26 protein-coding genes are annotated in these 21,165 nt (G+C 57.6%); 22 read left to right on the forward strand and 4 right to left on the reverse strand.

Going from position 1 to position 21,165, the window contains the following annotated elements:
• Positions 1–26: 26 nt before the first annotated feature.
• The 11 genes from OS242_RS15785 to OS242_RS15835 all read left to right on the forward strand — a co-directional run bounded on the left by OS242_RS15785 (position 27) and on the right by OS242_RS15835 (position 8,812).
• Positions 27–713 carry a septum site-determining protein MinC gene (locus OS242_RS15785; protein WP_267152659.1) on the forward strand — a complete coding sequence of 229 codons (687 nt, stop codon included), beginning with the start codon at positions 27–29 and terminating at the stop codon, positions 711–713.
• Between the two features lie 2 nt (positions 714–715).
• Positions 716–1,513, forward strand: a complete 798-nt coding sequence (gene minD / locus OS242_RS15790; RefSeq protein ID WP_267152660.1) for a septum site-determining protein MinD — start codon at positions 716–718, stop codon at positions 1,511–1,513.
• A 141-nt stretch (positions 1,514–1,654) separates the two neighbouring features.
• Complete coding sequence (locus OS242_RS15795; RefSeq protein WP_267152661.1) at positions 1,655–2,620, forward strand: M23 family metallopeptidase; 966 nt, start codon at positions 1,655–1,657, stop codon at positions 2,618–2,620.
• Positions 2,621–2,635: 15 nt separating this feature from the next.
• A complete protein-coding gene (locus OS242_RS15800; protein ID WP_267152662.1) occupies positions 2,636–3,553 on the forward strand; it encodes a M50 family metallopeptidase in 918 nt (305 codons plus the stop codon).
• 66 nt (positions 3,554–3,619) lie between these two features.
• Positions 3,620–5,305 carry an Rne/Rng family ribonuclease gene (locus OS242_RS15805; protein ID WP_267152663.1) on the forward strand — a complete coding sequence of 562 codons (1,686 nt, stop codon included), beginning with the start codon at positions 3,620–3,622 and terminating at the stop codon, positions 5,303–5,305.
• Positions 5,306–5,497: 192 nt separating this feature from the next.
• Positions 5,498–5,809 carry a 50S ribosomal protein L21 gene (gene rplU, locus OS242_RS15810; protein ID WP_267152664.1) on the forward strand — a complete coding sequence of 104 codons (312 nt, stop codon included), beginning with the start codon at positions 5,498–5,500 and terminating at the stop codon, positions 5,807–5,809.
• A 5-nt stretch (positions 5,810–5,814) separates the two neighbouring features.
• The gene (locus OS242_RS15815) at positions 5,815–6,153 is read left to right on the forward strand and encodes a ribosomal-processing cysteine protease Prp (protein WP_267152665.1); all 339 of its coding nucleotides are present in this window, start codon (positions 5,815–5,817) and stop codon (positions 6,151–6,153) included.
• A gap of 15 nt (positions 6,154–6,168) precedes the next feature.
• Positions 6,169–6,474 (forward strand): 50S ribosomal protein L27, encoded by a 306-nt coding sequence (gene rpmA, locus OS242_RS15820; RefSeq protein WP_267152666.1) that lies wholly within the window; start codon positions 6,169–6,171, stop codon positions 6,472–6,474.
• Between the two features lie 98 nt (positions 6,475–6,572).
• On the forward strand, positions 6,573–7,133 hold the full coding sequence (locus OS242_RS15825; protein WP_267152667.1) for a Spo0B domain-containing protein: 561 nt from the start codon (positions 6,573–6,575) through the stop codon (positions 7,131–7,133).
• A 21-nt stretch (positions 7,134–7,154) separates the two neighbouring features.
• Entirely contained in the window at positions 7,155–8,450 is a 1,296-nt protein-coding gene (gene obgE, locus OS242_RS15830; RefSeq protein ID WP_267152668.1) for a GTPase ObgE, read from the forward strand.
• Positions 8,450–8,812 carry a M67 family metallopeptidase gene (locus OS242_RS15835; protein WP_267152669.1) on the forward strand — a complete coding sequence of 121 codons (363 nt, stop codon included), beginning with the start codon at positions 8,450–8,452 and terminating at the stop codon, positions 8,810–8,812. The genes obgE and OS242_RS15835 overlap by 1 nt, the downstream gene beginning before the upstream one ends.
• A gap of 60 nt (positions 8,813–8,872) precedes the next feature.
• On the opposite strand, the gene OS242_RS15840 is transcribed toward OS242_RS15835, so the two are convergent.
• The gene (locus OS242_RS15840) at positions 8,873–9,664 is read right to left on the reverse strand and encodes a sulfite exporter TauE/SafE family protein (RefSeq protein WP_267152670.1); all 792 of its coding nucleotides are present in this window, start codon (positions 9,662–9,664) and stop codon (positions 8,873–8,875) included.
• 108 nt (positions 9,665–9,772) lie between these two features.
• Here OS242_RS15840 and OS242_RS15845 point away from each other — a divergent pair, with 108 nt between their 5' ends.
• The 9 genes from OS242_RS15845 to OS242_RS15885 all read left to right on the forward strand — a co-directional run bounded on the left by OS242_RS15845 (position 9,773) and on the right by OS242_RS15885 (position 16,523).
• Positions 9,773–11,077, forward strand: a complete 1,305-nt coding sequence (locus OS242_RS15845) for an MFS transporter (protein ID WP_267152671.1) — start codon at positions 9,773–9,775, stop codon at positions 11,075–11,077.
• Between the two features lie 140 nt (positions 11,078–11,217).
• The gene (locus OS242_RS15850; RefSeq protein WP_267152672.1) at positions 11,218–12,060 is read left to right on the forward strand and encodes a metallophosphoesterase; all 843 of its coding nucleotides are present in this window, start codon (positions 11,218–11,220) and stop codon (positions 12,058–12,060) included.
• Positions 12,061–12,382: 322 nt separating this feature from the next.
• A complete protein-coding gene (locus OS242_RS15855) occupies positions 12,383–13,447 on the forward strand; it encodes a GspE/PulE family protein (protein ID WP_267152673.1) in 1,065 nt (354 codons plus the stop codon).
• Positions 13,447–14,448: a type II secretion system F family protein gene (locus tag OS242_RS15860; protein ID WP_267152674.1), complete on the forward strand. Its 1,002-nt coding sequence runs from the start codon at positions 13,447–13,449 to the stop codon at positions 14,446–14,448. Before OS242_RS15855 ends, OS242_RS15860 begins: the two co-directional genes overlap by 1 nt.
• Positions 14,449–14,482: 34 nt before the next feature.
• Positions 14,483–14,845, forward strand: coding sequence for a competence type IV pilus major pilin ComGC (locus OS242_RS15865; RefSeq protein WP_267152675.1), 363 nt, complete (start codon positions 14,483–14,485; stop codon positions 14,843–14,845).
• Positions 14,842–15,297 carry a hypothetical protein gene (locus OS242_RS15870; RefSeq protein WP_267152676.1) on the forward strand — a complete coding sequence of 152 codons (456 nt, stop codon included), beginning with the start codon at positions 14,842–14,844 and terminating at the stop codon, positions 15,295–15,297. The genes OS242_RS15865 and OS242_RS15870 overlap by 4 nt, the downstream gene beginning before the upstream one ends.
• On the forward strand, positions 15,294–15,653 hold the full coding sequence (locus OS242_RS15875; RefSeq protein WP_267152677.1) for a prepilin-type N-terminal cleavage/methylation domain-containing protein: 360 nt from the start codon (positions 15,294–15,296) through the stop codon (positions 15,651–15,653). Before OS242_RS15870 ends, OS242_RS15875 begins: the two co-directional genes overlap by 4 nt.
• 88 nt (positions 15,654–15,741) lie before the next feature.
• Entirely contained in the window at positions 15,742–16,212 is a 471-nt protein-coding gene (locus OS242_RS15880; RefSeq protein ID WP_267152678.1) for a PulJ/GspJ family protein, read from the forward strand.
• The gene (locus tag OS242_RS15885; protein WP_267152679.1) at positions 16,209–16,523 is read left to right on the forward strand and encodes a hypothetical protein; all 315 of its coding nucleotides are present in this window, start codon (positions 16,209–16,211) and stop codon (positions 16,521–16,523) included. Before OS242_RS15880 ends, OS242_RS15885 begins: the two co-directional genes overlap by 4 nt.
• A gap of 50 nt (positions 16,524–16,573) precedes the next feature.
• Here OS242_RS15885 and OS242_RS15890 read toward each other — a convergent pair whose 3' ends face one another.
• The 3 genes from OS242_RS15890 to OS242_RS15900 all read right to left on the reverse strand — a co-directional run bounded on the left by OS242_RS15890 (position 16,574) and on the right by OS242_RS15900 (position 18,372).
• The gene (locus OS242_RS15890) at positions 16,574–17,518 is read right to left on the reverse strand and encodes a metallophosphoesterase family protein (RefSeq protein ID WP_267152680.1); all 945 of its coding nucleotides are present in this window, start codon (positions 17,516–17,518) and stop codon (positions 16,574–16,576) included.
• Between the two features lie 190 nt (positions 17,519–17,708).
• The gene (locus tag OS242_RS15895) at positions 17,709–17,936 is read right to left on the reverse strand and encodes an aspartyl-phosphate phosphatase Spo0E family protein (protein ID WP_267152681.1); all 228 of its coding nucleotides are present in this window, start codon (positions 17,934–17,936) and stop codon (positions 17,709–17,711) included.
• 232 nt (positions 17,937–18,168) lie between these two features.
• A complete protein-coding gene (locus OS242_RS15900) occupies positions 18,169–18,372 on the reverse strand; it encodes a hypothetical protein (RefSeq protein ID WP_267152682.1) in 204 nt (67 codons plus the stop codon).
• Between the two features lie 161 nt (positions 18,373–18,533).
• Between OS242_RS15900 and OS242_RS15905 the strand changes: the two genes are divergently transcribed.
• Positions 18,534–19,055 carry a shikimate kinase gene (locus OS242_RS15905; RefSeq protein WP_267152683.1) on the forward strand — a complete coding sequence of 174 codons (522 nt, stop codon included), beginning with the start codon at positions 18,534–18,536 and terminating at the stop codon, positions 19,053–19,055.
• 72 nt (positions 19,056–19,127) lie between these two features.
• Complete coding sequence (gene asnB / locus OS242_RS15910) at positions 19,128–21,050, forward strand: asparagine synthase (glutamine-hydrolyzing) (protein ID WP_267152684.1); 1,923 nt, start codon at positions 19,128–19,130, stop codon at positions 21,048–21,050.
• Positions 21,051–21,165: the final 115 nt, after the last annotated feature.

A 21,165-nucleotide genomic window follows, 5' to 3' on the forward strand; every position in this document is an offset into this window, starting at 1 on the left:
TCGAAGTGTGGAATGGGAGGACCGGTATGGCACATCAAACGGGATGCGAACCGCTGCGAACCAGAACGCCCGTGACGATCAAGGGCATCCGTGATGGACTGGTCTTCATATTGAACGATCAATGCTCCTTCGAGGAGATTCTCACAGATCTTGACGAGAAAATGAACGGCTCCCATCAGCGTCTGCTGCTCGGTCCGCTGGTGCGTGTCACCCTGCAGACCGGTTCGCGCAAATTTTCCGATCTGGAAGAAGCTCAGATCCGTGAAAAGCTGTCCGGCCACGGCAACCTGATCATTCAGGAGTTTCAGTCGAGCAGCGTCGTTCCGGTCAAGCAGGAGCCTGTGCCGTTCATCCATCACGGCACCGTCCGCTCGGGGCAGGTGATCGAGCATGACGGCGACGTGGTCGTCGTCGGCGACATCAACCCCGGTGCGCAGGTGCTAGCGACGGGCGACATCTACGTGATGGGCACCTTGCGCGGCATGGCGCATGCCGGTTGCAAAGGCGATGAGAACGCGGTGATCGCAGCTGTGTTTTTCCGACCGACCCAACTGCGCATTCACGACGTGATCAGCCGCTCGCCGGACACCGGCGACCGGGACCTGGGCGAGACCGAGATGGAGTTCGCCTATCTGCGCGACAAGCAGATGGCGGTTGACAAGATCAGTCATCTATACAGCATTAGGGCCCGCGATTTCAGAGGAGGGAACTGAAAGTGGGAGAGGCAATCGTAGTAACATCGGGTAAAGGGGGCGTCGGCAAGACGACCACCTCCGCAAATATCGGCATCGCCTTGGCGTTGTCCGGTAAAAAGGTCTGCTTGGTCGACACCGACATCGGCCTGCGCAATCTCGACGTGGTGATGGGTCTTGAGAACCGCATCATCTATGACATCGTCGATGTCGTCACCGAACAATGCCGCTTGGAACAAGCGCTGATCAAAGACAAGCGCTTTGATCATCTGTACATGCTGCCCGCCTCCCAGACGAAGGACAAATCCGCTTTGACCCCGGAGAGCGTCAAGGAGATCGTGGAGAAGCTCAAAGGTCAGTTCGACTTTGTCCTGATCGACTGCCCGGCCGGGATCGAGCAAGGCTTCAAGATCGCAGTCAGCGGCGCGGACAAGGCCATCGTCGTCACCAACCCGGAGGCGGCTGCCGTCCGCGACGCCGACCGCGTCATCGGTCTCTTGGAAGCGGAAAAGCTGGAGCGTCCGAAACTGGTGATCAACCGCGTGCGCCCGCATATGGTGCGCGAAGGCAACATGCTCGACATCGAGGAGATCGTGGCGATCCTCGCCATCGACCTGCTCGGCGTCGTGCCGGATGACGAAGGCGTCATCTCCGGCTCCAACAAAGGCGAGCCGGTCGTCATGAACCCGAACGCCCGCGCCGGCATGGCCTACCGCAACATCGCCCGCCGCATCCTCGGCGACTCGGTGCCGCTCTTGGTGCTGTCCGAAAACGGCGGCTTCCTGAACAAGATGAAACGCATGATCGGGCTTGGCAAATAGCGGAGCCAACAACAGAAGGGACAAGCGAGTCACGGCAGTCTGCCGGGCTCGCTTTTTTTGTGGCACATCTTGTCTCATATCCTTCCTTCCTCGCTCATAGGATGTTAGCAGAACAACTGTGGACGAGGGGAGACAGGGATCATGATCAAGTGGGATTTCTGGAAAAAGAAACGCAGACGGGGTGAGTACGAGACGATGCCTTGGTCGCAGGGCTTCCAAAACGGCGGGGGCTTTGATGCCTACAGCAGCGACTCGACGCGCTCATCCCTGTTTGCGGGCGGCGACGATGATTGGGATGCGACCTCTTCGCGGCCGGTCTTTACGCCGCATCCGAGCTCGCGGGGACGAAGTTACGAAGATTTTCTGCGTGCTCGCGGCCAGTCCCGTCAGTGGGACGGGCCGTATGGCGGGCGTCGCTTCGGCTATGAGGACGACGAGTATCACGAGGAAGCCAATCCGATGCGCCGCGCCATGCAGGTGCTCGGGGCGGTCGCACTGACCGGCGTGCTGTATTTTTCCTTCCAAAGCGAGCAGCCGGTGGCGCAGAAAGTACAAGCGTTCGTCACCTCGACGATGACATCCGACAGCAACTTTGCCGCGCTCCCGGAATGGTGGAGAGACAACGTGGCAGACCGCGTCGCCGTGCCGACGATGGGGACGGGCGGGTCGAGCGTCGAGGCACCGGAGCCGTTCGTGCTGCCAGTGCAAGGCACGGTCAAAGTGCCGTATGACGGCAAAGAGCAGCAGGGCATCACCTTCCAAACCGCAGCGGGAGCGAACGTCAAAGCGTCGCGAGCCGGCGTGATCGAAAAAGTCGAACAGGTCGGTGCGGAAGACTTCACCGTCACGATCAACCACGGCACCTCCGGCCGGACGATGTACAGCCACCTCAAAACGGTCAGCGTCAAAGCGGAGGACTGGGTGCAGAGCAACGAAGTGATCGGCGTCCTGAAGGCAAAAGATGACAAATCGGACCTGTTCTTCGCCTTCCAGCGCGACGGGCAGTATGTCGACCCGGACGAGATCCTCGAACTTCCGGCCAGCGGCGAGGCGAGCGGTCAGAAGACCGAAAAGACTGGGACCGACGGCCAGACGAGCGGCCAATAAAGGCGAGGCAGACCGATGAAGAGGCGCATGCGGAGCCGGGCCTTGCAGCGTCTTGTGGCCGCGTGGCCGACCGGCATGAAAATCCGCGTCCATCCGCTGTTTTTGCTTCTGATCGCCGCCTCCGTTGCGGCCGGGATGATCGTGGAGACGCTGGTGCTGTTCACGATTGTCATCGTCCATGAACTGGGGCACATCGGCGTCGCCACCGCATACGGCTACCGCATCCGCGAGATGCAGATCCTGCCGTTTGGCGGGGTGGCCAAGCTCGAACACGGCGCGATGGGCTGGAACCCGCGTCACGAGGTGGCGATCGCCATTGCAGGTCCGATCAACAATTTTCTGATGATCTTGATCGGCCTGCTCCTGCACAGTCTTGGCCTGTGGTCAGACGGGCTGACTCAGTTTTTCATCAAAGGCAACCTGACCATCGGCTTTTTCAATCTGTTGCCCGCCTTGCCGCTCGACGGCGGCCGCATCCTGCGCGCTGCGACGTCGCGGGAGCAGGGATACCGGGCGGCGACGGAGGTGTCGATCCGCTTGTCGATGTTTCTGGCCATCCTCCTGCTCGTCGTCGGCATACTCTCGATGTGGGTGGGCGCGCTCAATCTCTCCTTCCTGCTGCTCGGCTCTTTCTTGCTCCTCTCCGCGTGGGAGTTGCGCAAACAGATGAAGGTGGACGTGATCCGCTTTCTCGACGCAAAACGGCGGGAAAAGCGTCACGACGCGCAGCCCGTTCGCCCGCTGGCCGTGCCGGGTGACATGCGGGTGCGCGACGTGATCGAGATGTTTGCTCCCGACAGCTATCATCTGATCTACGTGCTCGATCAAGAAAAAAAGGTCTTGACCGTATTAGGCGAGGATGATTTGGTTCATAGTGTGTTTGAGGAGGGCGGCATGCGGCTGACCCTGCTCCAGATTGCCGAGCGTCGATAGAGGAAGAGGAATTATTTAGCACCTGTCGAATCAGTAGGCAATAGGCAATCGAAAGGAATGTGCAAGATGCGCAAACAGATCATCATCTCGCAAGACAGCCGGGAGTTGCGCGTGGCAATCCTCGAGGACGGTCGCACGGCCGAATACTATGCGGAACGACAATCCACGACCGGCATCGCCGGCAACATTTACAAAGGGCGGGTCGCCAACGTCCTGCCCGGCATGCAGGCGGCGTTCATCGACATCGGGCAGGAGAAAAATGCGTTCCTCTACATCGACGACGCCCTTTCGCTCGCCCCAGGTCCCACCACGCCGGACAGACGGCCGAAGATCGCCGACCTCGTGCGCGAAGGCCAAGTCCTGCTCGTGCAAGTGACCAAAGAGGCGGTCGGCACCAAAGGAGCGCGCGTGACGACCTCCTTGTCGCTGCCGGGCCGCTATCTGGTGATCATGCCGGAGCAGGACTATGTCGGCGTCTCGCGCCGCATCGAGTCGGACAGCGAGCGCGACCGCATTCGCAAAATGGCTGACCGTGTCCGCGAACAAAACGTCGGCGTGATCGTGCGCACGGCAGCAGAAGGCGTGGAGGACGAGTCCTTGGAAGAGGACTACCGCCACCTGAACGCCGTGTGGCAGCGGTTGCAAAGGCATGCCAAGCACGTCAAAGTGCCGGGCCTCGTGCACAGCGATCTCGACCTGTTGAGCCGTTCGGTGCGCGACTTCTTCACCGAGGACGTCGAGGAGCTCTGGGTCGACAACTTCGAGGCGTTCGGGACGATCCGCGAGATCGTGCGCGAACAGTCGCCGCAGTTGGTCGAGCGCGTGCATCTGTATCGGGGCAAAGAAAATTTGTTCTCCGTTCACCGGATCGATCAAGAGGTCGAAAAAGCGATGAAGCGCAAAGTTTGGCTGAAGTCGGGCGGTTACCTGATCATCGACCAGACCGAAGCGTTGACCGCCATTGATATCAACACCGGCAAGTTTATCGGCACCACGTCGTTGGAAGAGACCGTGCTCAAGACCAATCTGGAAGCGGCCCGCGAACTGGTGCGCCAGATCCGCCTGCGCGACATCGGCGGCATCATCATCATCGACTTCATCGACATGCGCGACCCGGCCCACAAAGAAAAGGTCGTGCAGGAATTTGAAGCGCTGCTGAAAAAGGACCGCACCCGCGCCCACGTGCTCGGCATCACCCAACTGGGGCTGATCGAGATGACCCGCAAAAAAGTACGCCAATCGCTCGACGAAGCGCTGCAGCGTGCTTGTCCGTACTGCGAAGGGCGGGGCAAGGTCTGGTCGGAGGAGACGATGGCCGCCCGGATCGAGCGGGAACTGCGCGAATACCTCGCCGGTCAGGAGCATCAAGCGGTGTTGGTCGAGTGCCACCCGCAGGTGGCGGCGCTCCTGATCGGACCGAGCGCGCAACAGTTGCGACGCCTGGAGAGCGAGTGGGGCATGCGCGTGTTCATCAAAGGCCGCGAGAGCCTGCACATGGCCGAACACCGCATCCTCGCGGCCGGCACCGTCGAGGAAGTGGAGATGCGCGCCCTGCCGGTGCAGATCGGCCAGGTCGTGGAAGTGCGCGTCGAAGAGCCGCACGCCCACAATCCGCAAGACGGCATCGCCCGCATCGAAGGGTATGTGCTCGACATCGCGGGCGGCGGCATGCACGTCGGCCGGCACATGCTCGTCAAGATCTCGCAAGTGTTCCGCACCTATGCCAAAGCGAGCGTGATCGGGGAAGCCTAAGCGGGCTTTCCCTTTTTCATGCATTCGATGTTGACTTCATACTCCCGTATCTGATAAGATTGCTTAGTAGGCGTGATATGGCTATCTATTTGGCTAGTTCGTGCACGCAATACCACATAGCCCGGGTCCTGAAAACTCTCCTTTGCGAGATACCTCGTGGGTAGTGAGTCTTAATTGAGGAGGTGCACATTGATGTACGCAATCGTTGAAACCGGTGGTAAACAGTACAAAGTGGCAGAGGGCGATGTTCTCTTCATCGAGAAGCTCGAAGTCGCGGACGATGCAGAAGTAACCTTCGACAAAGTCCTGCTCGTTTCCAAAGAAGGCGGCGTGGTAGTCGGTTCTCCGCTCGTAGCGGGCGCGACCGTTTCCGCAAAAGTTCTGAAACACGGCAAAGCTAAGAAGATCATCGTCTTCAAGTACAAGTCGAAGAAGAACTACCGTCGCAAGCAAGGTCACCGTCAACCGTATACCCAAGTACAAATCGCGAAGATCAACGCGTAATTGCGATGATTCGCGCGAATGTCTGGCGTAACGGCCAAGGGCATATCGACCGATTCTCAGTCCGTGGACATGCAGAGGCGGCCGACCCCGGTTATGACATCGTCTGTGCGGCCGTGTCCGTGCTCGTCACGAACGCGATCAACTCTGCTGAGCAACTGCTCCGCGTGCACATCGCAGATGATGAACAAGTAGCGCCTGGGGACGTGCAGTGCTCGATCCCGGCTCTCAGCGGTGCGCAGAACGAAAAGCTGCAACTGCTGTTTGAATCGATGGTCTTCGGAATCCAACAAGTCGCGGACTTGTATCCCGACTTTGTTAACCTAACCGTAAAATCTCAAACCTAGGGGAGGTGTAACTCAATGTTGAACCTGAACCTTCAACTGTTCGCGTCCAAGAAGGGGGTAGGCTCCTCCAAGAACGGTCGTGACTCGATCTCCAAGCGTCTGGGCGTGAAGCGCGCAGACGGCCAGGTGGTTACCGCTGGTTCGATCCTGGTCCGCCAACGCGGCACCAAGATCTACCCGGGCAACAACGTCGGCCGTGGCGGCGACGACACCTTGTTCGCTAAGGTCGAAGGCCGCGTCTCCTTCGAGCGCGTGGGCCGCGACAAGAAACAAGTCAGCGTATACCCGGTTGTCATCGAAGCGGAAGCTGTCGAGGCATAAGCGTATTGAACAAAGACGGTCTTCTTTCGGGAAGGCCGTCTTTTTTACGATCCTGTTAGTCTGTTCTTTCAAATTTCTTGCGGAGAGGGAAGATGGGGATGAGTCAACTGTTCGACGCGCGACGTCTGATCGAAGAGAATTTGGAAGTGTTGCGCACGTACCGACATGATCTGATGAATCAGGTTCAGCTGTTGCAGGCGTATTCGCAGATGAAAAAATACGACCGCATGCAAGATCCGATTCAAGCGATGGTCGAAGAAGCGCAGCGCCACACCGAATGGTCCTCGTTCCCGAGCCCGTTGCTCTCCTATGTCGTGCTGTCGCGTGATATCCGGCATTCGATGCTTCGCCTGCACGCCACCTATGAACAGGCGGAAGCGCCGAGCCCGGAGGCGGAAGCGCGGGCAGCCGAAGTCCTGTCTGATATCCTTGACTGCATCGGCGATCAAGCAAAGTATTTGCTCGAACCGTTGCCGGTTGATGTATGGATTGTCTCGTTCAGTCAAGGATATGAGATAGGATGGTTCCTTCGCGGGCAAGATGTAGAAGAGACTGTGAAAATCAACTTCGACCACCTGTTCGCGCGTTGGAAACAAGAGGGGATCGAACTCCGTCAAGAAGAGACTGACGACGGGCGCGAGTTTTCGATTCGACTGTGATCACTTTGAGGTGAAAATGTTATGTTCGTAGATACAGCCAGAGTATACGTTAAAGGCGGCGACGGCGGCAATGGCATCGTTTCGTTCCGCCGTGAAAAATTTGTCCCGGAAGGCGGTCCCGCCGGCGGTGACGGCGGCAACGGCGGCGACGTCGTGCTGGTGGTCGATGAAGGGCTTCGCACCCTGCTCGACTTCAAGTACAAGCGCCATTTCAAAGCCGAGCGCGGTGAGTACGGCAAGACCAGCAACAAACATGGCGCAAGCGCCGAAGACATGTACATAAAAGTTCCGCCGGGCACGGTCGTAACCGACGCCGACACGCTCGAGTATCTCGGCGACCTGACCGAGCACGGTCAAAAGCTGGTCGTCGCCAGAGGCGGACGCGGCGGCCGGGGCAACACCCGCTTTGCCACCCACCAAAACAAAGCGCCGGAGATCGCCGAAAAAGGCGAGCCGGGCCAAGAGCGCAACATCCAGCTCGAACTGAAAGTGCTGGCAGACGTCGGCCTCGTCGGCTTCCCGTCGGTAGGCAAATCGACGCTGCTCGCTTCCGTCTCGGCAGCGCGTCCGAAGATCGGCGCGTACCATTTTACCACGCTGACCCCGAACCTCGGCGTCGTCGGCGTGCCGGACGGTCGTTCCTTCGTCATGGCCGACCTGCCAGGTCTGATCGAAGGCGCTCATGAAGGGCACGGCCTTGGCATCCAGTTCCTGCGCCACGTCGAACGCACGCGCGTCATCATCCACGTGATCGACATGGCCGGCACGGAAGAGCGCGACCCGTACGAAGACTTCCTGAAGATCAACGAGGAAGTCAAACTCTACAGCGAAAAACTTGAGACCCGTCCGATGGTCGTTGCAGCCAACAAAATGGATCTGCCGGGCGCGGAAGAAAACCTTGCAGAGTTTCGCAAAAAAGTCGGGGACCAATACAAGATCTACCCGATCTCCGGCGTGACCGGCCAAGGCATCCCGGAGTTCCTCTACGGCGTCGCCGACACGCTGGACGCGGCCCCGCCGATCGAGACCACCTTGGAAGAGGTCGAAGAGGTCACCGAACGCAAAGTCTACCGTTTGGAAGACGATGCAAACAAATTCTGGATCACCCGAGACAACGAGATGTACGTCGTAAACGGCGAATGGATCGAAAAGCTGGTCAAGATGACCAACTTCGAACAGTACGACTCGGTCAAGCGCTTCCAGAAGATCATGAAGGACAAAGGCGTCGACGCGGCCCTGCGCAAAAAAGGCGCCGAACACGGCGATACCATCGCCATCGGCGAGTACTCCTTCGACTTCCTCGATTACGTGGAATAATGTTCACCGTCGACGACGGCGTGCTGACGGCGACCGTGTCGCACCTGCGAGCTTGTCTGCCGTACGAGGGCGTGGCTCTCTGGAGCGGTGAGTCCGGCCGTGTCACACACTGGACGCCGCTTCGCAACGTCGCCCTTCGACCGGACATCCACTACGCGGTCGATCCGGGCGAGTGGGTGGCTGCCTGGACCGCTTGTTCAGCGGAGCGGCGCATCCCGCTCGCGCTGGTGCACAGTCATCCGACCGCACCGGCGGTGCCGTCTGCCGCAGATCGGGCAGACTGGCACTATCCGGACTTGACCTGCGTGATCGTGTCGTTTGCGGACGGCGGGTTGGACTGGCAATTGCATCGTATGTCGTAACATAAAAACAGGACGGCTGTCTGTCGAGACAGCTGTCCTGTTTTTTCTTTTGCACACATATCATTTCATAATCAGGCGCACCGCCACGATCACCAGCATTATCGCAAGGATGCGCAGGATCAGCTGACCGGGCAATCGATGCGCGATCCGAGCCCCGATCTGGCCGCCGAGAAACGCGCCCGGTGCGAGGAACAGCACTTTCCACCAGTCGATGTTGTCGTAGACCCAGTGTGTGCCGGTGCCGATGATCGCCGACAGGAAGATGGTGAACATCGACGTCGCCGTCGCCACGTGCGGCGGGAACGTGAGCAGCAGCACCATCGTCGGCACCAGCAGCGAACCGCCGCCGATCCCAAGCAGTGCACCGAGAAAGCCGACAAAAAAGGAGACGGCCACACCGGTGGGACGATGGTAGGAAAATTTGAACGCAACGCCCGACGCATCGGTAAACTCGCGATGCATAGTCGGCTCGAACGGCCAACGGAGCGGTTGTTTCGGCTTGAAGACGAGAAAGAACGAGATGAAGATCAAAAAGCAACCGAAACCGACAAAAAACGTTTTGCCGCTCAATCGTTCCGATGTCATCGCCCCAAGGATCGAGCCGGGGATGCTGGCCACCGCAAAGGCGATGCCGGCTGAAAAGTCGATGCGCTTTTGCCGGGCATAGGCGAGCGTGCTGGAAATCGAGTTGAAAAACAACACCGCCATCGAGGTGCCGACGATGTGAGCCGGGATCATCGGGTAGAGAAAGGCAAGCGACGGCACGACGATAAAGCCGCCGCCCAAACCGACGATCGAACCGGAGACACCGGCGAACATCCCGATCAAAAACAAAAGGAGTGAATCGATCATGATTGTGCGTAAACACCTCCTCATCTATTGTAACCGACTGCCCCATAACTTCCCACTGCGCGTGTAGATTTTCTGTTGTGGGACAGGAGAGAGGAGGCTTATTCTCGTATGCGTGCCAACTGGTTCAGTTCGGCGCTGGAGAGAAGAAATTTTCGCATGTTATCCTTCGACGGCGTGCTCTACAACATCGCCTTGACGTTTTTGGATGCCACGATCCTGATCCCGTTGTTCCTGACAGAACTGGGAGGCTCCCCGCTGTGGATCGGATTGGCGACTGCGATCCGCCAAGTGGGATTTATCCTGCCCCAACTCCTCATCGCGCGCTGGTTGCCGCGCATTCCCCGTTTGACCCGCTTCGTTTTTGGGACTTATCTGCTCTGTCGATTCGCTTTTCTCCTCGTCATCCTTGCGATGGTGAACCGGATGAGTCCGGAGATCGTCATGCTGGCATTCTTCCTCGGCTACACGATGTTTTCGCTCGGGGAAGGCATCATCCAAGTCCCGTGGATGGACGTTTTTGGACGTACCATCTCGCCGCACAACCACGGACGACTGTTCGGCTTGATGCAGACGTTTGGCGGCATCGGCGCCTTTTTGTGCGGCCTCGTCATCCAGCACGTGTTGGCGCACCCGCAGCAGTTTCCCTATCCGGGCAATTTCATCGTGATCTTTTCGCTTGCGTTTGTTCTCTTGTTTGTCTCCACACTGTCATTCTTATATGTCAAAGAAGGCCCGCGTAGACGAATCGAGCCAAAAGAAAACGGGTCCGGTTGGCTCGGCCGCGGTCATCTGCTGCGCACATGGCGGCACAACACCGCGTTTCGTCGCTTGCTGATCGTGCAGACGCTGCTCGGGCTGCACCAGACCGCGATGCCCTTTTACATCCTCTACGTGCAGCGCCTCCCAGCGTTTGCAAAAGCCAGCGTCGGCGATCTCGTGCTCGCCCAAGTGATCGGCGGCATCGCGGGCGGGCTGTTGCTCGGCTCGATGAGTGCGCGGCTTGGCAATCGCGCGACGATCTCGCTGACCGTGATGATCAGCGCCTGTGTGCCCGGTCTGATCCTGCTCGCAGGACAGCTCGGAGCGGGTCCGCACGCGATCGATGTGCAATACTGGGTCTGGCTCGGATTCTTCCTGCTGGGCGTCGCGGGGGCGGGATGGATCGGCTGCACAAATTATCTCTTGGAGATCTCAAACGATGAGACGCGGGGCCGGTTTGTGGCCTATCTCAACACCTGCAGCGCGCCGCTGGCGATCCTGCCGATCTTCAGCGCCTCGATGATTGACCGGATCTCTTATGAAGCCGTTTTCCTGATCGTCCTGCTCCTCCTGCTCGTCGCTCTCTGCTGGTCCTTCCGCTTGCCAAAGTCAGGCCGCCGCCGGAGTCGGGATTTTGTCTCGTGGTCTGCCTGACAGCAGTCAGTCCTTGATCCTGTACGGGATCAAGGACTTTTTTCGGTGAGGGACAGGGAAAGATTGTAACGAAAGGGATTTTCAAACGTTTGTATAGAGAAAAGGAACTGTTCAGTGACATGTGGGGGGAGGGGTCCCAAATGTGGATCTTGATGTTGATTTCGGCGATCGTAGGGCTACTGATCGCAAGAATCTCGTATGAGACGAGGTGGACCCGGGTTGCGGAGGTGGAGGTCAGGACGGCGCGGCTGAAAGGCAGAGAGGAAGTCAAGATCCTGCAGGTGACCGATTTGCATAATTTGGCCCTGTCGGATGATGTTCTGCTTCAATTGAGCGCGATGCGTCCTGATCTGATCGCGATCACGGGGGATTTGATCGACGGAGACGAAAAGGACTTTTCGAGGGTGTACCGCCTGATCGACGCCCTTTGTCAGACGGGAGCCCCGATGTATTTTTGCTCCGGCAATAACGACTGGGAGCACAAACGATACCGCGAGATGCTGCAAGAGATGCAACAGCGGGGCGTACGGGTGCTTGGGAACACGCACACGACGCTGACTGTCGGTGATGTCACCTTGAACATCGCCGGCGTCGACGATCCTCATACGAGACGAGACAACCTCGACAAAGCTTGGGAGGGGATGGAACGGGAAGGTCGCTTCACTTTGCTGCTGGCTCACGACCCGATGATCATTCGCCGGGAGTTGCACGCCCTCGCCGACTTGATCCTATCCGGGCACACGCACGGCGGACAGATCCGGTTCCCCTTTTTCGGTGCGTTGGTGGCTCCGGGGCAAAAATTGTTTCCCGACTACGACAAAGGAATCTTCCCTTTGAAGAATGGCACGATCCTCTACATCGACAGCGGTTTAGGGACGAGCCGGTTGCCGATTCGATTTTTAAATCAGAGTCAGGTGACACTTTTACACGTGCGAGGGGACAGTGATTTTCTAGGAGATCACCCGTTTCTTTCCATTGAGTGAAAGAAAGGAGACATTGATTCGAATCAGAAACCGCGCGGGACATTTCAAACGAGCATGGCGATCTTTCGCTGTGCTCGTTTCTGCATTTGTAGAACTGTGTGATTCAAGGGGGGCTACTCGTTTTCAACACGATTTTTCTCTCTTCACCCGCATAATTAACGAACAGGCAGTCTGTTAAAACCGCTCCTTCGAACAGTGTATCAAATCCAATGGATTAGATTATTGAATATAATTTCTTTTAAATTACCCCTTCCTTCAAGCCGGGTAATGATGGTAAAACGTCATTGGATGCGCATCCGCCAACCCAAAACGAGAGAGGAACGTGACAATCACCATGTCCAAACACCAAGAACAACACACCGTCGACCCGATCGAGCCTTTGATTCGCGAGACCTATTCCAGCGGTGCGAGCGATATTCACATCGAGCCGGGGGATCAAGACCGTTATCGGGTGCGGGTGCGACTGAATGGACAGTTGACAGAATGGCGAGCCGGGGAGGGGCTTGATCAAAGCGCGGTGCCGCGCGTGAAGTTGATGGCACAGATGGACATCGCGGAACGGCGGCTGCCGCAGGACGGCAGTTTTCGGGTGGAGTTGAGCGACGGGGAGGCGGTGGATGTGCGCGTCTCCTCGCTGCCGACGATCCATGGGGAGAAGTTGGCGTTGCGCCTGCTGCACAATCGAGCCCGCCCGCTGGACGAGCTCGGTCTCGATGCCAGACAGCGGCGGCAGTTCCTGTCTTGGATCGAGGCTCGCCACGGGATGGTGTTGGTCACCGGACCGACCGGCTCCGGAAAGACGACGACGCTGTACGCCGCGCTGCTGCATCGACGGGATGCGAGCGTAAATCTGTCGACACTGGAGAACCCGGTGGAGGTGAAACTGCCGGGGGTCAATCAGGTCGAGATCCAATCGCGCACCGGGCTGACGTTCGCCCATGCGCTGCGCTCCGTGTTGAGGCAAGACCCCGATGTGCTGATGATCGGCGAGATCCGCGATCTCGAATCGGCTGAGGTGGCAGCCCGAGCGGCGCTGACCGGTCATCTGGTGCTCTCGTCGCTGCACAGCGACAGCGCGATCGGTGCGCTGTTTCGCTTGCTCGAACTCGGGGTGGAGCCGCAGGTGATCGCGACTTCGTTGCGAGGCGTGGTCGGGCAACGGCTCGTCGAGACAAAGGACGGCGGTCGGAAAGCGGTGTTTGAGCTGCTGCCGATCAGCGAGTCGATCCGCTCGGGTCTGTTGAACAAGGTGGATGCGAAGGAATTGATCCATCGGGCGCGTCGCGACGGGACCCGGCTGTTGCCCGATGTGTTGAGTGAGTGGCTGGATCGCGATCTGATCGACGAAGAGGTCTATGACCGGTTGCTCGGAGAGAGGGTGGAGTGATGGTAGAGGTCAGATGGGGACGCTGGGCCGGTCGGTTGGCTCGGCTGCTGGATGCCGGTGTACCGATGCTGCAAGCACTTGACTTTCTGGCGGCTGACGGTCCGCGCCGGGAAGCGGACCGCACAAGGTCGATCTGTCAAGCGCTGCGTGAAGGGCGGCGGTTCTCGTCCGTCTTGCAGACGCAAGGGGCTCCGCTAATGATGCAGACGCTGGTCGAAGTGGGCGAATCAAACGGTGACTTGGCAGGGAGCTTGTTCCGCGCGTCCGACTATTGCGAGGAGAGGGCCCGATGGCGGAAAGAGCGGATGCAGGCGATGAGCTATCCCTTGCTGGTCGTCGCGTTGTTGCTGGTGCTATGTCTGTTTTTGTTCGCAGTGGTCATCCCGCGATTTGCCGCGCTGTACAGCGGGATGGGATTGACGGTGGGCACAGGCACACAGATGCTGTTTGGGGCGGCCAAGGCAGGGCCGTTTTTGATTCTGCTGTCGATCCCGTTCGTTGTGCTGGTCGCCGTGTTTGCCAGAAAGAAACCGAAACTCGCCTGGCTGCAAGTCGGCCATCGGTTGCCCTATCTCCGAAGTTGGTTGCGCGTTGACCGCACGCATGAATGGGCGGCGACGCTCGGGCTGTTGCTCGACGGCGGACTGCCGTTGGCGCAGGCGTTGCACGTGCAGTCGCAACTGCCGTTGCAACCGCGCAATCGGGAGACGTGCGTTCGAGTGCGCAGCCGAGTCCTGACCGGACAACCGCTCGGGGAAGCGTTGGCCGAAGAGGAACTCGACCGAACGCTGGCATTGACCGTTCGCGTGGCGGAGATGACCGGGGATCTGGCCCGGTCCTTGCTGGCAGCGGAGCGGGAGTTGGCCGAAAGACGCCGTCGAATGATGAATGGATTGCTCAAACTGTTTGAGCCGTTGCTTCTGCTCGGAGCCGGGTTGCTCACCGGACTGGTCGCGTTGTTGATGCTGTGGCCGATGATGGATTTGCTTCAGACAATTTAATACACAACTGCACAGCGAGAGGATGGATCATCTCATGAAAAAGTGGCGCAACCAAGGCGGTTTTACACTGATTGAACTGGCGATTGCGGTGTTTGTGATCTCGGTGTTGATCGCGATCTCACTGCCTCATCTGCGGGGCACGGGGGAAAAGGCGCAGGTCACCACATGTGAAGGGAATCAGCGCTTGCTGAGAGCGCAGTTGGAAAACTACTATCTCTCAGAAAAAGGCTATCCGACGGGAGCATCCGATGCGGACAAGTTGAAGCAGATGTTCGATCTCAAATATTTGCAGACCAGTCCGTCCTGTCCGAGCGGCGGAACGTATGCGATCACGGTGGCGGCCGACAAAACGAGTGCGACGGTGGAGTGTACCGTGCACGGAGTTTTGGGGCAATGAGGGGGCAGGAGGGCGGCTATACGTTGCTCGAACTCCTTCTGGTGTTGATGCTCCTCGGCTTTCTGTTTGCGTTGTTGTTGCCGGGGGTGACCCGGCTGTACGGGCACTATGAGATCGACGCGGCTGCAAGGCGGGTCGCGGCCGACATCCGCAGTGAGCAGACGGCAGCCGTGTCGCGGCAACAGGTGCGGGAGATCGTGTTTGACCGGTTTACACCGGGCTATATGCGAAAGCAAGGCGGTGTGAATCGGCAACGGGTGATGCTGTCCCCGACTTTGCAATATCGCAACGGGTATCTGGAACAGACGGCGAGTCGGCTGCGATTCGATCCGAACGGAGTGACGACCGGCGGTGGCGGCGTGCGTTTAACCAATCGCGCAAAAGAAGCGGCCGATGTGATGGTGCAGGTCACGTACGGCAACGTCGTGTACGAAGGGGTGAAGCCGAGATGATCCGGGATCAACGCGGCTTCACGCTGGTGGAAACGCTGTGCGCTCTGCTCGTGCTGTCGCTGGCGGTGCTGCTGATCGGACAGCTGTCGCAGGTCGCCCGCTCTCTGGAGAGACAAGCTGACATCCAGTTCGCCGTCTCCCGCGAGGCAAACAACTCGCTTGCGACACTGCAAGCCCGCACGCGCATCGCTGAAGTCGGAGTGCATCAACGCGATCTGCACATCGCGGGCATCCCCGTTCACGAGACCGAACGAATCACGGAGGAAGGCGAACTCCTGCAGATCACGCTTGTCTACGCCTGGCAGGAGGGAGGTCGCAGACGTGAACAGCGATGGGATTTGCTGCAAAGTCGGTGAACAGGTAAGCTCGACTGCGTTTTGCAAGAGTGAGATCGTGAACCGCGATGGGGGTTGTTGCCGTGCAAATGAACAATGGGTGAGACCGATGAGACGGGTGCATCGCCACAGCGATGATCATGGCGTTACCTTGCTGGAGATGATCATGTCCTTGACGATCCTCGGACTGCTCCTGCCTGTGATCGCTGCCGGGTTGACAGCTTCGACCGGCGAGTGGAACCGGGCAGTCGACCGTTTGGAAGCGCGACAGCAAGCGCTGATGCTCTTGCAACGTGTCGAACGAGAGATCCGCAACGGACGTCAGTTTGCCGCGCAGCCGAACGGGCTGTATTTTCTCAGCGCCCATGATCAACTGATCCGCTATCATGTCTCCACGACCGGTCTTCTCTTGCGCGACGAATCCATCGTCGGTACCTCCGTGATCGGATCGAAAATCGGCTCCTGTACGTTTACCCCTGATCCGACAGGCAAACTGGTTCGACTTCGCTTCACCATCGTCGTCGGTCGTTCGGAGGTGACCGTCGACCAACTCCTCGTCGGAAAGGAGGCTCTTCCATGAACCTCTTGCTTCCAGTTTCCTTGCTTACCTTCGCCCTGTTGCTCTATGGCTCCCTGATCCACCTCTCCCAAACGGACCTGCAGATCACGCTCGATACGATCCGCTCCGAACAGGCGGCCCTCCTGGCCGACTCCGGTCTCGCTGCCGCCCGTGCACGTCACAACCGAGACCCGGACTGGCGTGGAGACAGCGGTTCGATCCCCTTTGGCGACGGGACGTACAGGTACAAAATCACCGACTTGAACGGCGAAGTTTCCTTGCAAAGCAGCGGCTTCGTGGGTGACTCTGTCTCACACGCCACAGCCAAATAAAAAAAGACCGCAAAGAGCGGGAAGACGCTCTTGACGGTCTGCTCTGACTTTTATAACTTCTGATCGGTCGGTGTCAGCAACGGAATCAGGTACTGTGCCCCTTCGATCCATCGTTTGCCGTGGAAGTCTCGGCCTTGAATCACCACTTTGTCATCATACACCGAGACGACCATCCCCTCGCTTTGCTCAGGCGAGATCTGTTGATCTGCGCCGTTGACCGGATCGAGGACAGAGGAGGTGTTGACACGGGTAAACTGATCCCGCATCAAGGTGTTCGGATGCCCGAGGTACGTATGCGTGTGTCCGCTGAAAAAGATGACCTCCGGGTGCTCCGCCAAGATCGCCCGCAGTTCCTCGCCCTGCACCGTCTGCTCAATCGGTTGGTGCAAAAACACAAAGATCGGCCGATTGGCTTCCTTCTTCTCTTTCAATTCTTCCTTCAGCCAATGGAGCTGCCCGCTGGACAACCATGCGCTCTCCAGATTGGCCGGGTTCGACTGACGGTATTGTTCCGACCCGAGAACGAGGAAGTGGTAGCCTTTGATCCACCGCTCATAGTACACCTTTGACTCGCCTGTCAGATGCAGAAAGCGCGTGATCGACGCCTGTTCGGTCTCGCCGTTCGGGAATGTCTTTTCACTGAACTGACCGGAAGTATTCATCCAAGCTTTGTAAAATTCATGGTTGCCGATGGTGAACAGCGTCTGCGCAGGGTGCGGTGTTCCGCTCAAAATGGCGCTCAATGCGGCATAGTCGGCAGGCTGGCCGTTGCCGAGGTCGCCGGTGATCACCATCGCGTCCGACTTTGGGGCGACGTTGTGCAGATCGGTCAACGCCTGTTTGAATTTGGTTTGAGAGCGTGTGTCCCAGGACTGGACATGCGTGTCGCTGATCACGGGGAAGCGCAGTTCCGGTTGAATGGCAGGGACAGTTGTGGCGGGTATGGCCGCGGACTGGAAAGCCAACGCCGCCATGAGTGCGATCGTTTTTAACATCTGTACTGCACCTCCAAACTAAAGGGGAGTTCAATTGATTCTCATTCTATTGAATTCGACAAAATGAATGACAGTCTGTCGGTCTGATTTCATTAAATGTACCACAAAATGGGTCGCTATTATAGGAGAGTATGCGCAAAAATGGCAATAAAAAAAGGTGTCCGCTACGTGTTCTGTGTCGGACACCTGATTATGAAAAGCGTTCGCCGTATGCATTGTGTTTGGAAGCGACAGCTCGGTGATCGGGCATGAGCTTTTGCTCCGACCTTTTCAGACGCTGCATGACGACGAGCAGTTGGTCCAATTGCTGGCTCAACGCGATCACCCGGGGGTCGACCAAACTGCCTGTATGTTCGGCTACGCGGATCATCTCGGAGCGCAAGCCTTCGATTTCCCGGTTGAGCCGTTGAATACTCATCGCGTTTCCTCCTAGAAGAACGTCATAAACAGGTGTGAACATTAGAATTATATGCAATCGCTTGATCGATCTCTACTTTTTTCTTTCGACATTTACTAGGAAGTTCTGTCGGCGGATGGCGAAAGAATCGGCACGATGTCGAAAAATATGAGATCGATTAATAGGCGGAACATTCTGATATAAAACAAGAAAAGGATTCTCCGCACGAGACGGAGCAATCCTTCAGAAGATGTTATGATTTCGGGTTGACCGGCATGTGATCGGACGTTTGCTTGTCCTGATCTTCGCCTTTCTTTTTCTTCAGAACATATTTCTCAAACTGAGGCCACCATAGACCTGGAACACTCAGATAAAGGGTGATCAAAACCGCGACGATATGCCAGATCCAATCCCAGAGGGTCGCTTCGCCCATCCAGTGAACCAACTGATCCCACATGATTGCATCGCTCCTTTCTTATTCTCTAGTTTATCATAGAAGTGGCTGGATAGATCTTCAACTCTCGGGGAGAATTCTTACAAAAGCAGTAACTTTTTTCTGGCGGTTCCGTCTTATATACGTTACGATGGTTCCGAAAACGGTGAAACGGAGCGAATACTATGACAGACTGTATCTTCCTGATCGGGTTTATGGGCACAGGCAAGTCGACCATCGGTCAACATCTGGCTGCCGAACTCGGCTATGAGTTGCACGACATCGACGAAGCGGTGGTGGCGCGCGAAGGCCGCACGATCCCCGAGATCTTTGCAGAGCATGGTGAGGCGTATTTTCGCCGGGTCGAGAGCGAAACGCTCGCGGAACTGGCCGAGCGGCCTCTGGCGGTGATCACCACCGGCGGCGGGGCCGTGCTGGCGGCGGCAAACCGCGAGTTGATGGCGTCCCGCGGCGTCACCGTCTGCCTGCGGGCGACCGTTGACGAGATCGTGCGCCGCGTGGGGAACGACCCGAATCGACCCTTGCTTCGCGCGGAGCAGGACGGGCTGCGCGAACGGGTGGAACGCTTGCTGCGCGAGCGGGATGGATTGTACGATTTTGCAGAGGTCCACATCGACACGACCGGCAAAGACGTGCAAGTGATCACAGCCGAGATCGTCGATCACTTGTCCAATCGTACGCATTGACGTAGAATAGATCAATATGGTCTTTAAAGAAGTAAAGATGATGGTTGTTGACGGAAAGAGGGGTTCCCAAAGATGTGTGGCATCGTGGGTATGTACAATAAAAACGGCCGCCCGGTTGATCCGGCGGCGATTGAACGCATGCACGACCGCATCGTGCATCGCGGCCCGGACGACGCGGGCGTTCATTATGAAGACAATCTCGCACTGGCGTTTCGCCGTCTGTCGATCATCGATCTCGAAGGCGGCCACCAGCCGCTGGCCAACGAGGACGGCAGAGTGTGGATCTCTTTCAACGGCGAGATCTACAACTACCAAGATCTGCGCAAATGGCTGATCGAACGCGGTCATCAGTTTAAGACCGAGTCGGATACTGAGGTCATCGTGCATCTTTATGAAGAAAAAGGCGTCGACTGCGTGAAAATGTTGCGCGGCATGTTTGCGTTTGCCATCTACGACTCCCGTGAAAAGCAACTGCTGCTCGCCCGTGATCATTTTGGCATCAAGCCGCTTTACTACACCGAGACGGAAGACTCGATTGTCTGGGGCTCGGAGATCAAAGCGATGCTGGAAGCGCCGGGTGTCGAACGGAAGGTCAACCAGGAGGCGTTCTGGAACTACCTGACGTTCCAATACGCGCCCGACCCGATGACGATGTTCAGCGGCATCCAAAAACTGCCGGCCGGTCACTTCATGCTGATCAAAAACGGCAAGCATCAGATCGAACGTTACTGGGAGCTCAAGTTCGAAGAAGAAGAAAAGCCGCTCTCGTACTATATTGAAGGAACGAAAGAAATCATGCGCGACTCAGTGAAAGTTCACATGAACTCCCACGTGGAGCGCGGTGCCTTCCTGTCCTCCGGCGTCGACTCGTCGACGATTGTCGCATTGCTCAAAGAGTTGGAACAGGTCAAGACGTTTACTGTTGGCTTCGAAGGAGCAGGCGGTCAATCGGAGATCGATTATGCTCGTGAGACGGCGAAGATCCTCGGCACCGAGCATCGCGACACGATCATCTCGGCCAAGGAATACCTCGACGTCCTTCCCAAACTGATGTATCACCAAGACGAGCCGATCGCCGATCCGGCCGCTGTCGGTCTGTACTTTGTCTCCGAACTGGCGAGCCGCTATATCACGGTCGTGCTCTCCGGCGAAGGTGCGGACGAAGTGTTCGGCGGTTACACGATCTACCGCGAGCCGATGTCCCTGAAGATGTTCGACTATCTGCCGATGTCGATGCGCCGCACGCTCGGGGGATTGGCTGAAATGCTGCCGGAAGGGATGAAAGGCCGCTCCTTCCTCATGCGAGGCGGCAAGACGCTCCAAGAGCGTTTTGTCGGCAACGCGTTCATCTTTGGCGAACAGATGAAAGAGGAGTTTGTCCATCTCGACCCGGACAAACTCGGTCTGCGCCGTTATTATGATATCACCGATCCGTTCTATAAGCGGGCGGCCCACTATGACGACATCACCCAAATGCAATACATCGACTTCCATACCTGGCTGCCGGGCGACATCCTGATGAAGGCGGACAAGATGACGATGGCCAACTCCTTGGAGCTGCGCGTTCCGTTCCTCGACAAGGAAGTGTTTGAGTTTGCCGCGAAGATCCCGTCCCGCTACCGGATGATGAACGGCACCACCAAGTACGTGCTCCGCGAAGCTGTCAAAGACATCTTGCCCCGCGAAGTGGCAGAGCGTCCGAAGCTCGGCTTCCCGGTGCCGACCCGCGCTTGGCTGAAAAAGGAATACTACAACTGGGCCCGCGAGCTGATTCACGAGAGCAAGGTCGATCACCTGATCAACAAGCAATACGTGCTGCAACTGCTCGAAGACCACAAAAACAACGTCCGCGACAACTCGCGTAAAGTCTGGACGGTGCTGATGTTCATGATGTGGCATCAGATCTACATGGAAGGCGCGATCTCCTTCTCGCCGTCCGTGTCGCCGAACGTCAAACTGCGCCGTGAAGGAACCGCCTCTGTGTCGACCCACTAAACGGTCACCGCCTCTCCAACTCCGTTGGAGAGGTTTTTTGCATGGAATGGGGGGAGATCTCGAGATAGGGGCTATACTGTCTTCTAAACATGGAATATACTCTATATACGACGAA

The sequence above is a fragment of the Tumebacillus lacus genome (assembly GCF_026410385.1).
Taxonomy (GTDB): Bacteria; Bacillota; Bacilli; order Tumebacillales; family Tumebacillaceae; genus Tumebacillus; species Tumebacillus lacus.

Coding starts and splice junctions, on each gene's coding strand:
- OS242_RS15835 (WP_267152669.1), top strand. CDS start 8,450: ATGTTCACCGTCGACGACGGCGTGCTGACGGCGACCGTGTCGCACCTG.
- OS242_RS15900 (WP_267152682.1), bottom strand. CDS start 18,372: ATGTGGGATCAGTTGGTTCACTGGATGGGCGAAGCGACCCTCTGGGAT.
- obgE (WP_267152668.1), top strand. CDS start 7,155: ATGTTCGTAGATACAGCCAGAGTATACGTTAAAGGCGGCGACGGCGGC.
- OS242_RS15890 (WP_267152680.1), bottom strand. CDS start 17,518: ATGTTAAAAACGATCGCACTCATGGCGGCGTTGGCTTTCCAGTCCGCG.
- OS242_RS15845 (WP_267152671.1), top strand. CDS start 9,773: ATGCGTGCCAACTGGTTCAGTTCGGCGCTGGAGAGAAGAAATTTTCGC.
- OS242_RS15825 (WP_267152667.1), top strand. CDS start 6,573: ATGAGTCAACTGTTCGACGCGCGACGTCTGATCGAAGAGAATTTGGAA.
- OS242_RS15800 (WP_267152662.1), top strand. CDS start 2,636: ATGAAGAGGCGCATGCGGAGCCGGGCCTTGCAGCGTCTTGTGGCCGCG.
- rpmA (WP_267152666.1), top strand. CDS start 6,169: ATGTTGAACCTGAACCTTCAACTGTTCGCGTCCAAGAAGGGGGTAGGC.
- OS242_RS15905 (WP_267152683.1), top strand. CDS start 18,534: ATGACAGACTGTATCTTCCTGATCGGGTTTATGGGCACAGGCAAGTCG.
- OS242_RS15875 (WP_267152677.1), top strand. CDS start 15,294: ATGATCCGGGATCAACGCGGCTTCACGCTGGTGGAAACGCTGTGCGCT.
- OS242_RS15850 (WP_267152672.1), top strand. CDS start 11,218: ATGTGGATCTTGATGTTGATTTCGGCGATCGTAGGGCTACTGATCGCA.
- OS242_RS15860 (WP_267152674.1), top strand. CDS start 13,447: ATGGTAGAGGTCAGATGGGGACGCTGGGCCGGTCGGTTGGCTCGGCTG.
- OS242_RS15840 (WP_267152670.1), bottom strand. CDS start 9,664: ATGATCGATTCACTCCTTTTGTTTTTGATCGGGATGTTCGCCGGTGTC.
- OS242_RS15785 (WP_267152659.1), top strand. CDS start 27: ATGGCACATCAAACGGGATGCGAACCGCTGCGAACCAGAACGCCCGTG.
- OS242_RS15805 (WP_267152663.1), top strand. CDS start 3,620: ATGCGCAAACAGATCATCATCTCGCAAGACAGCCGGGAGTTGCGCGTG.
- asnB (WP_267152684.1), top strand. CDS start 19,128: ATGTGTGGCATCGTGGGTATGTACAATAAAAACGGCCGCCCGGTTGAT.
- OS242_RS15885 (WP_267152679.1), top strand. CDS start 16,209: ATGAACCTCTTGCTTCCAGTTTCCTTGCTTACCTTCGCCCTGTTGCTC.
- OS242_RS15880 (WP_267152678.1), top strand. CDS start 15,742: ATGAGACGGGTGCATCGCCACAGCGATGATCATGGCGTTACCTTGCTG.
- OS242_RS15795 (WP_267152661.1), top strand. CDS start 1,655: ATGATCAAGTGGGATTTCTGGAAAAAGAAACGCAGACGGGGTGAGTAC.
- rplU (WP_267152664.1), top strand. CDS start 5,498: ATGTACGCAATCGTTGAAACCGGTGGTAAACAGTACAAAGTGGCAGAG.
- OS242_RS15815 (WP_267152665.1), top strand. CDS start 5,815: ATGATTCGCGCGAATGTCTGGCGTAACGGCCAAGGGCATATCGACCGA.
- OS242_RS15895 (WP_267152681.1), bottom strand. CDS start 17,936: ATGAGTATTCAACGGCTCAACCGGGAAATCGAAGGCTTGCGCTCCGAG.
- OS242_RS15865 (WP_267152675.1), top strand. CDS start 14,483: ATGAAAAAGTGGCGCAACCAAGGCGGTTTTACACTGATTGAACTGGCG.
- OS242_RS15870 (WP_267152676.1), top strand. CDS start 14,842: ATGAGGGGGCAGGAGGGCGGCTATACGTTGCTCGAACTCCTTCTGGTG.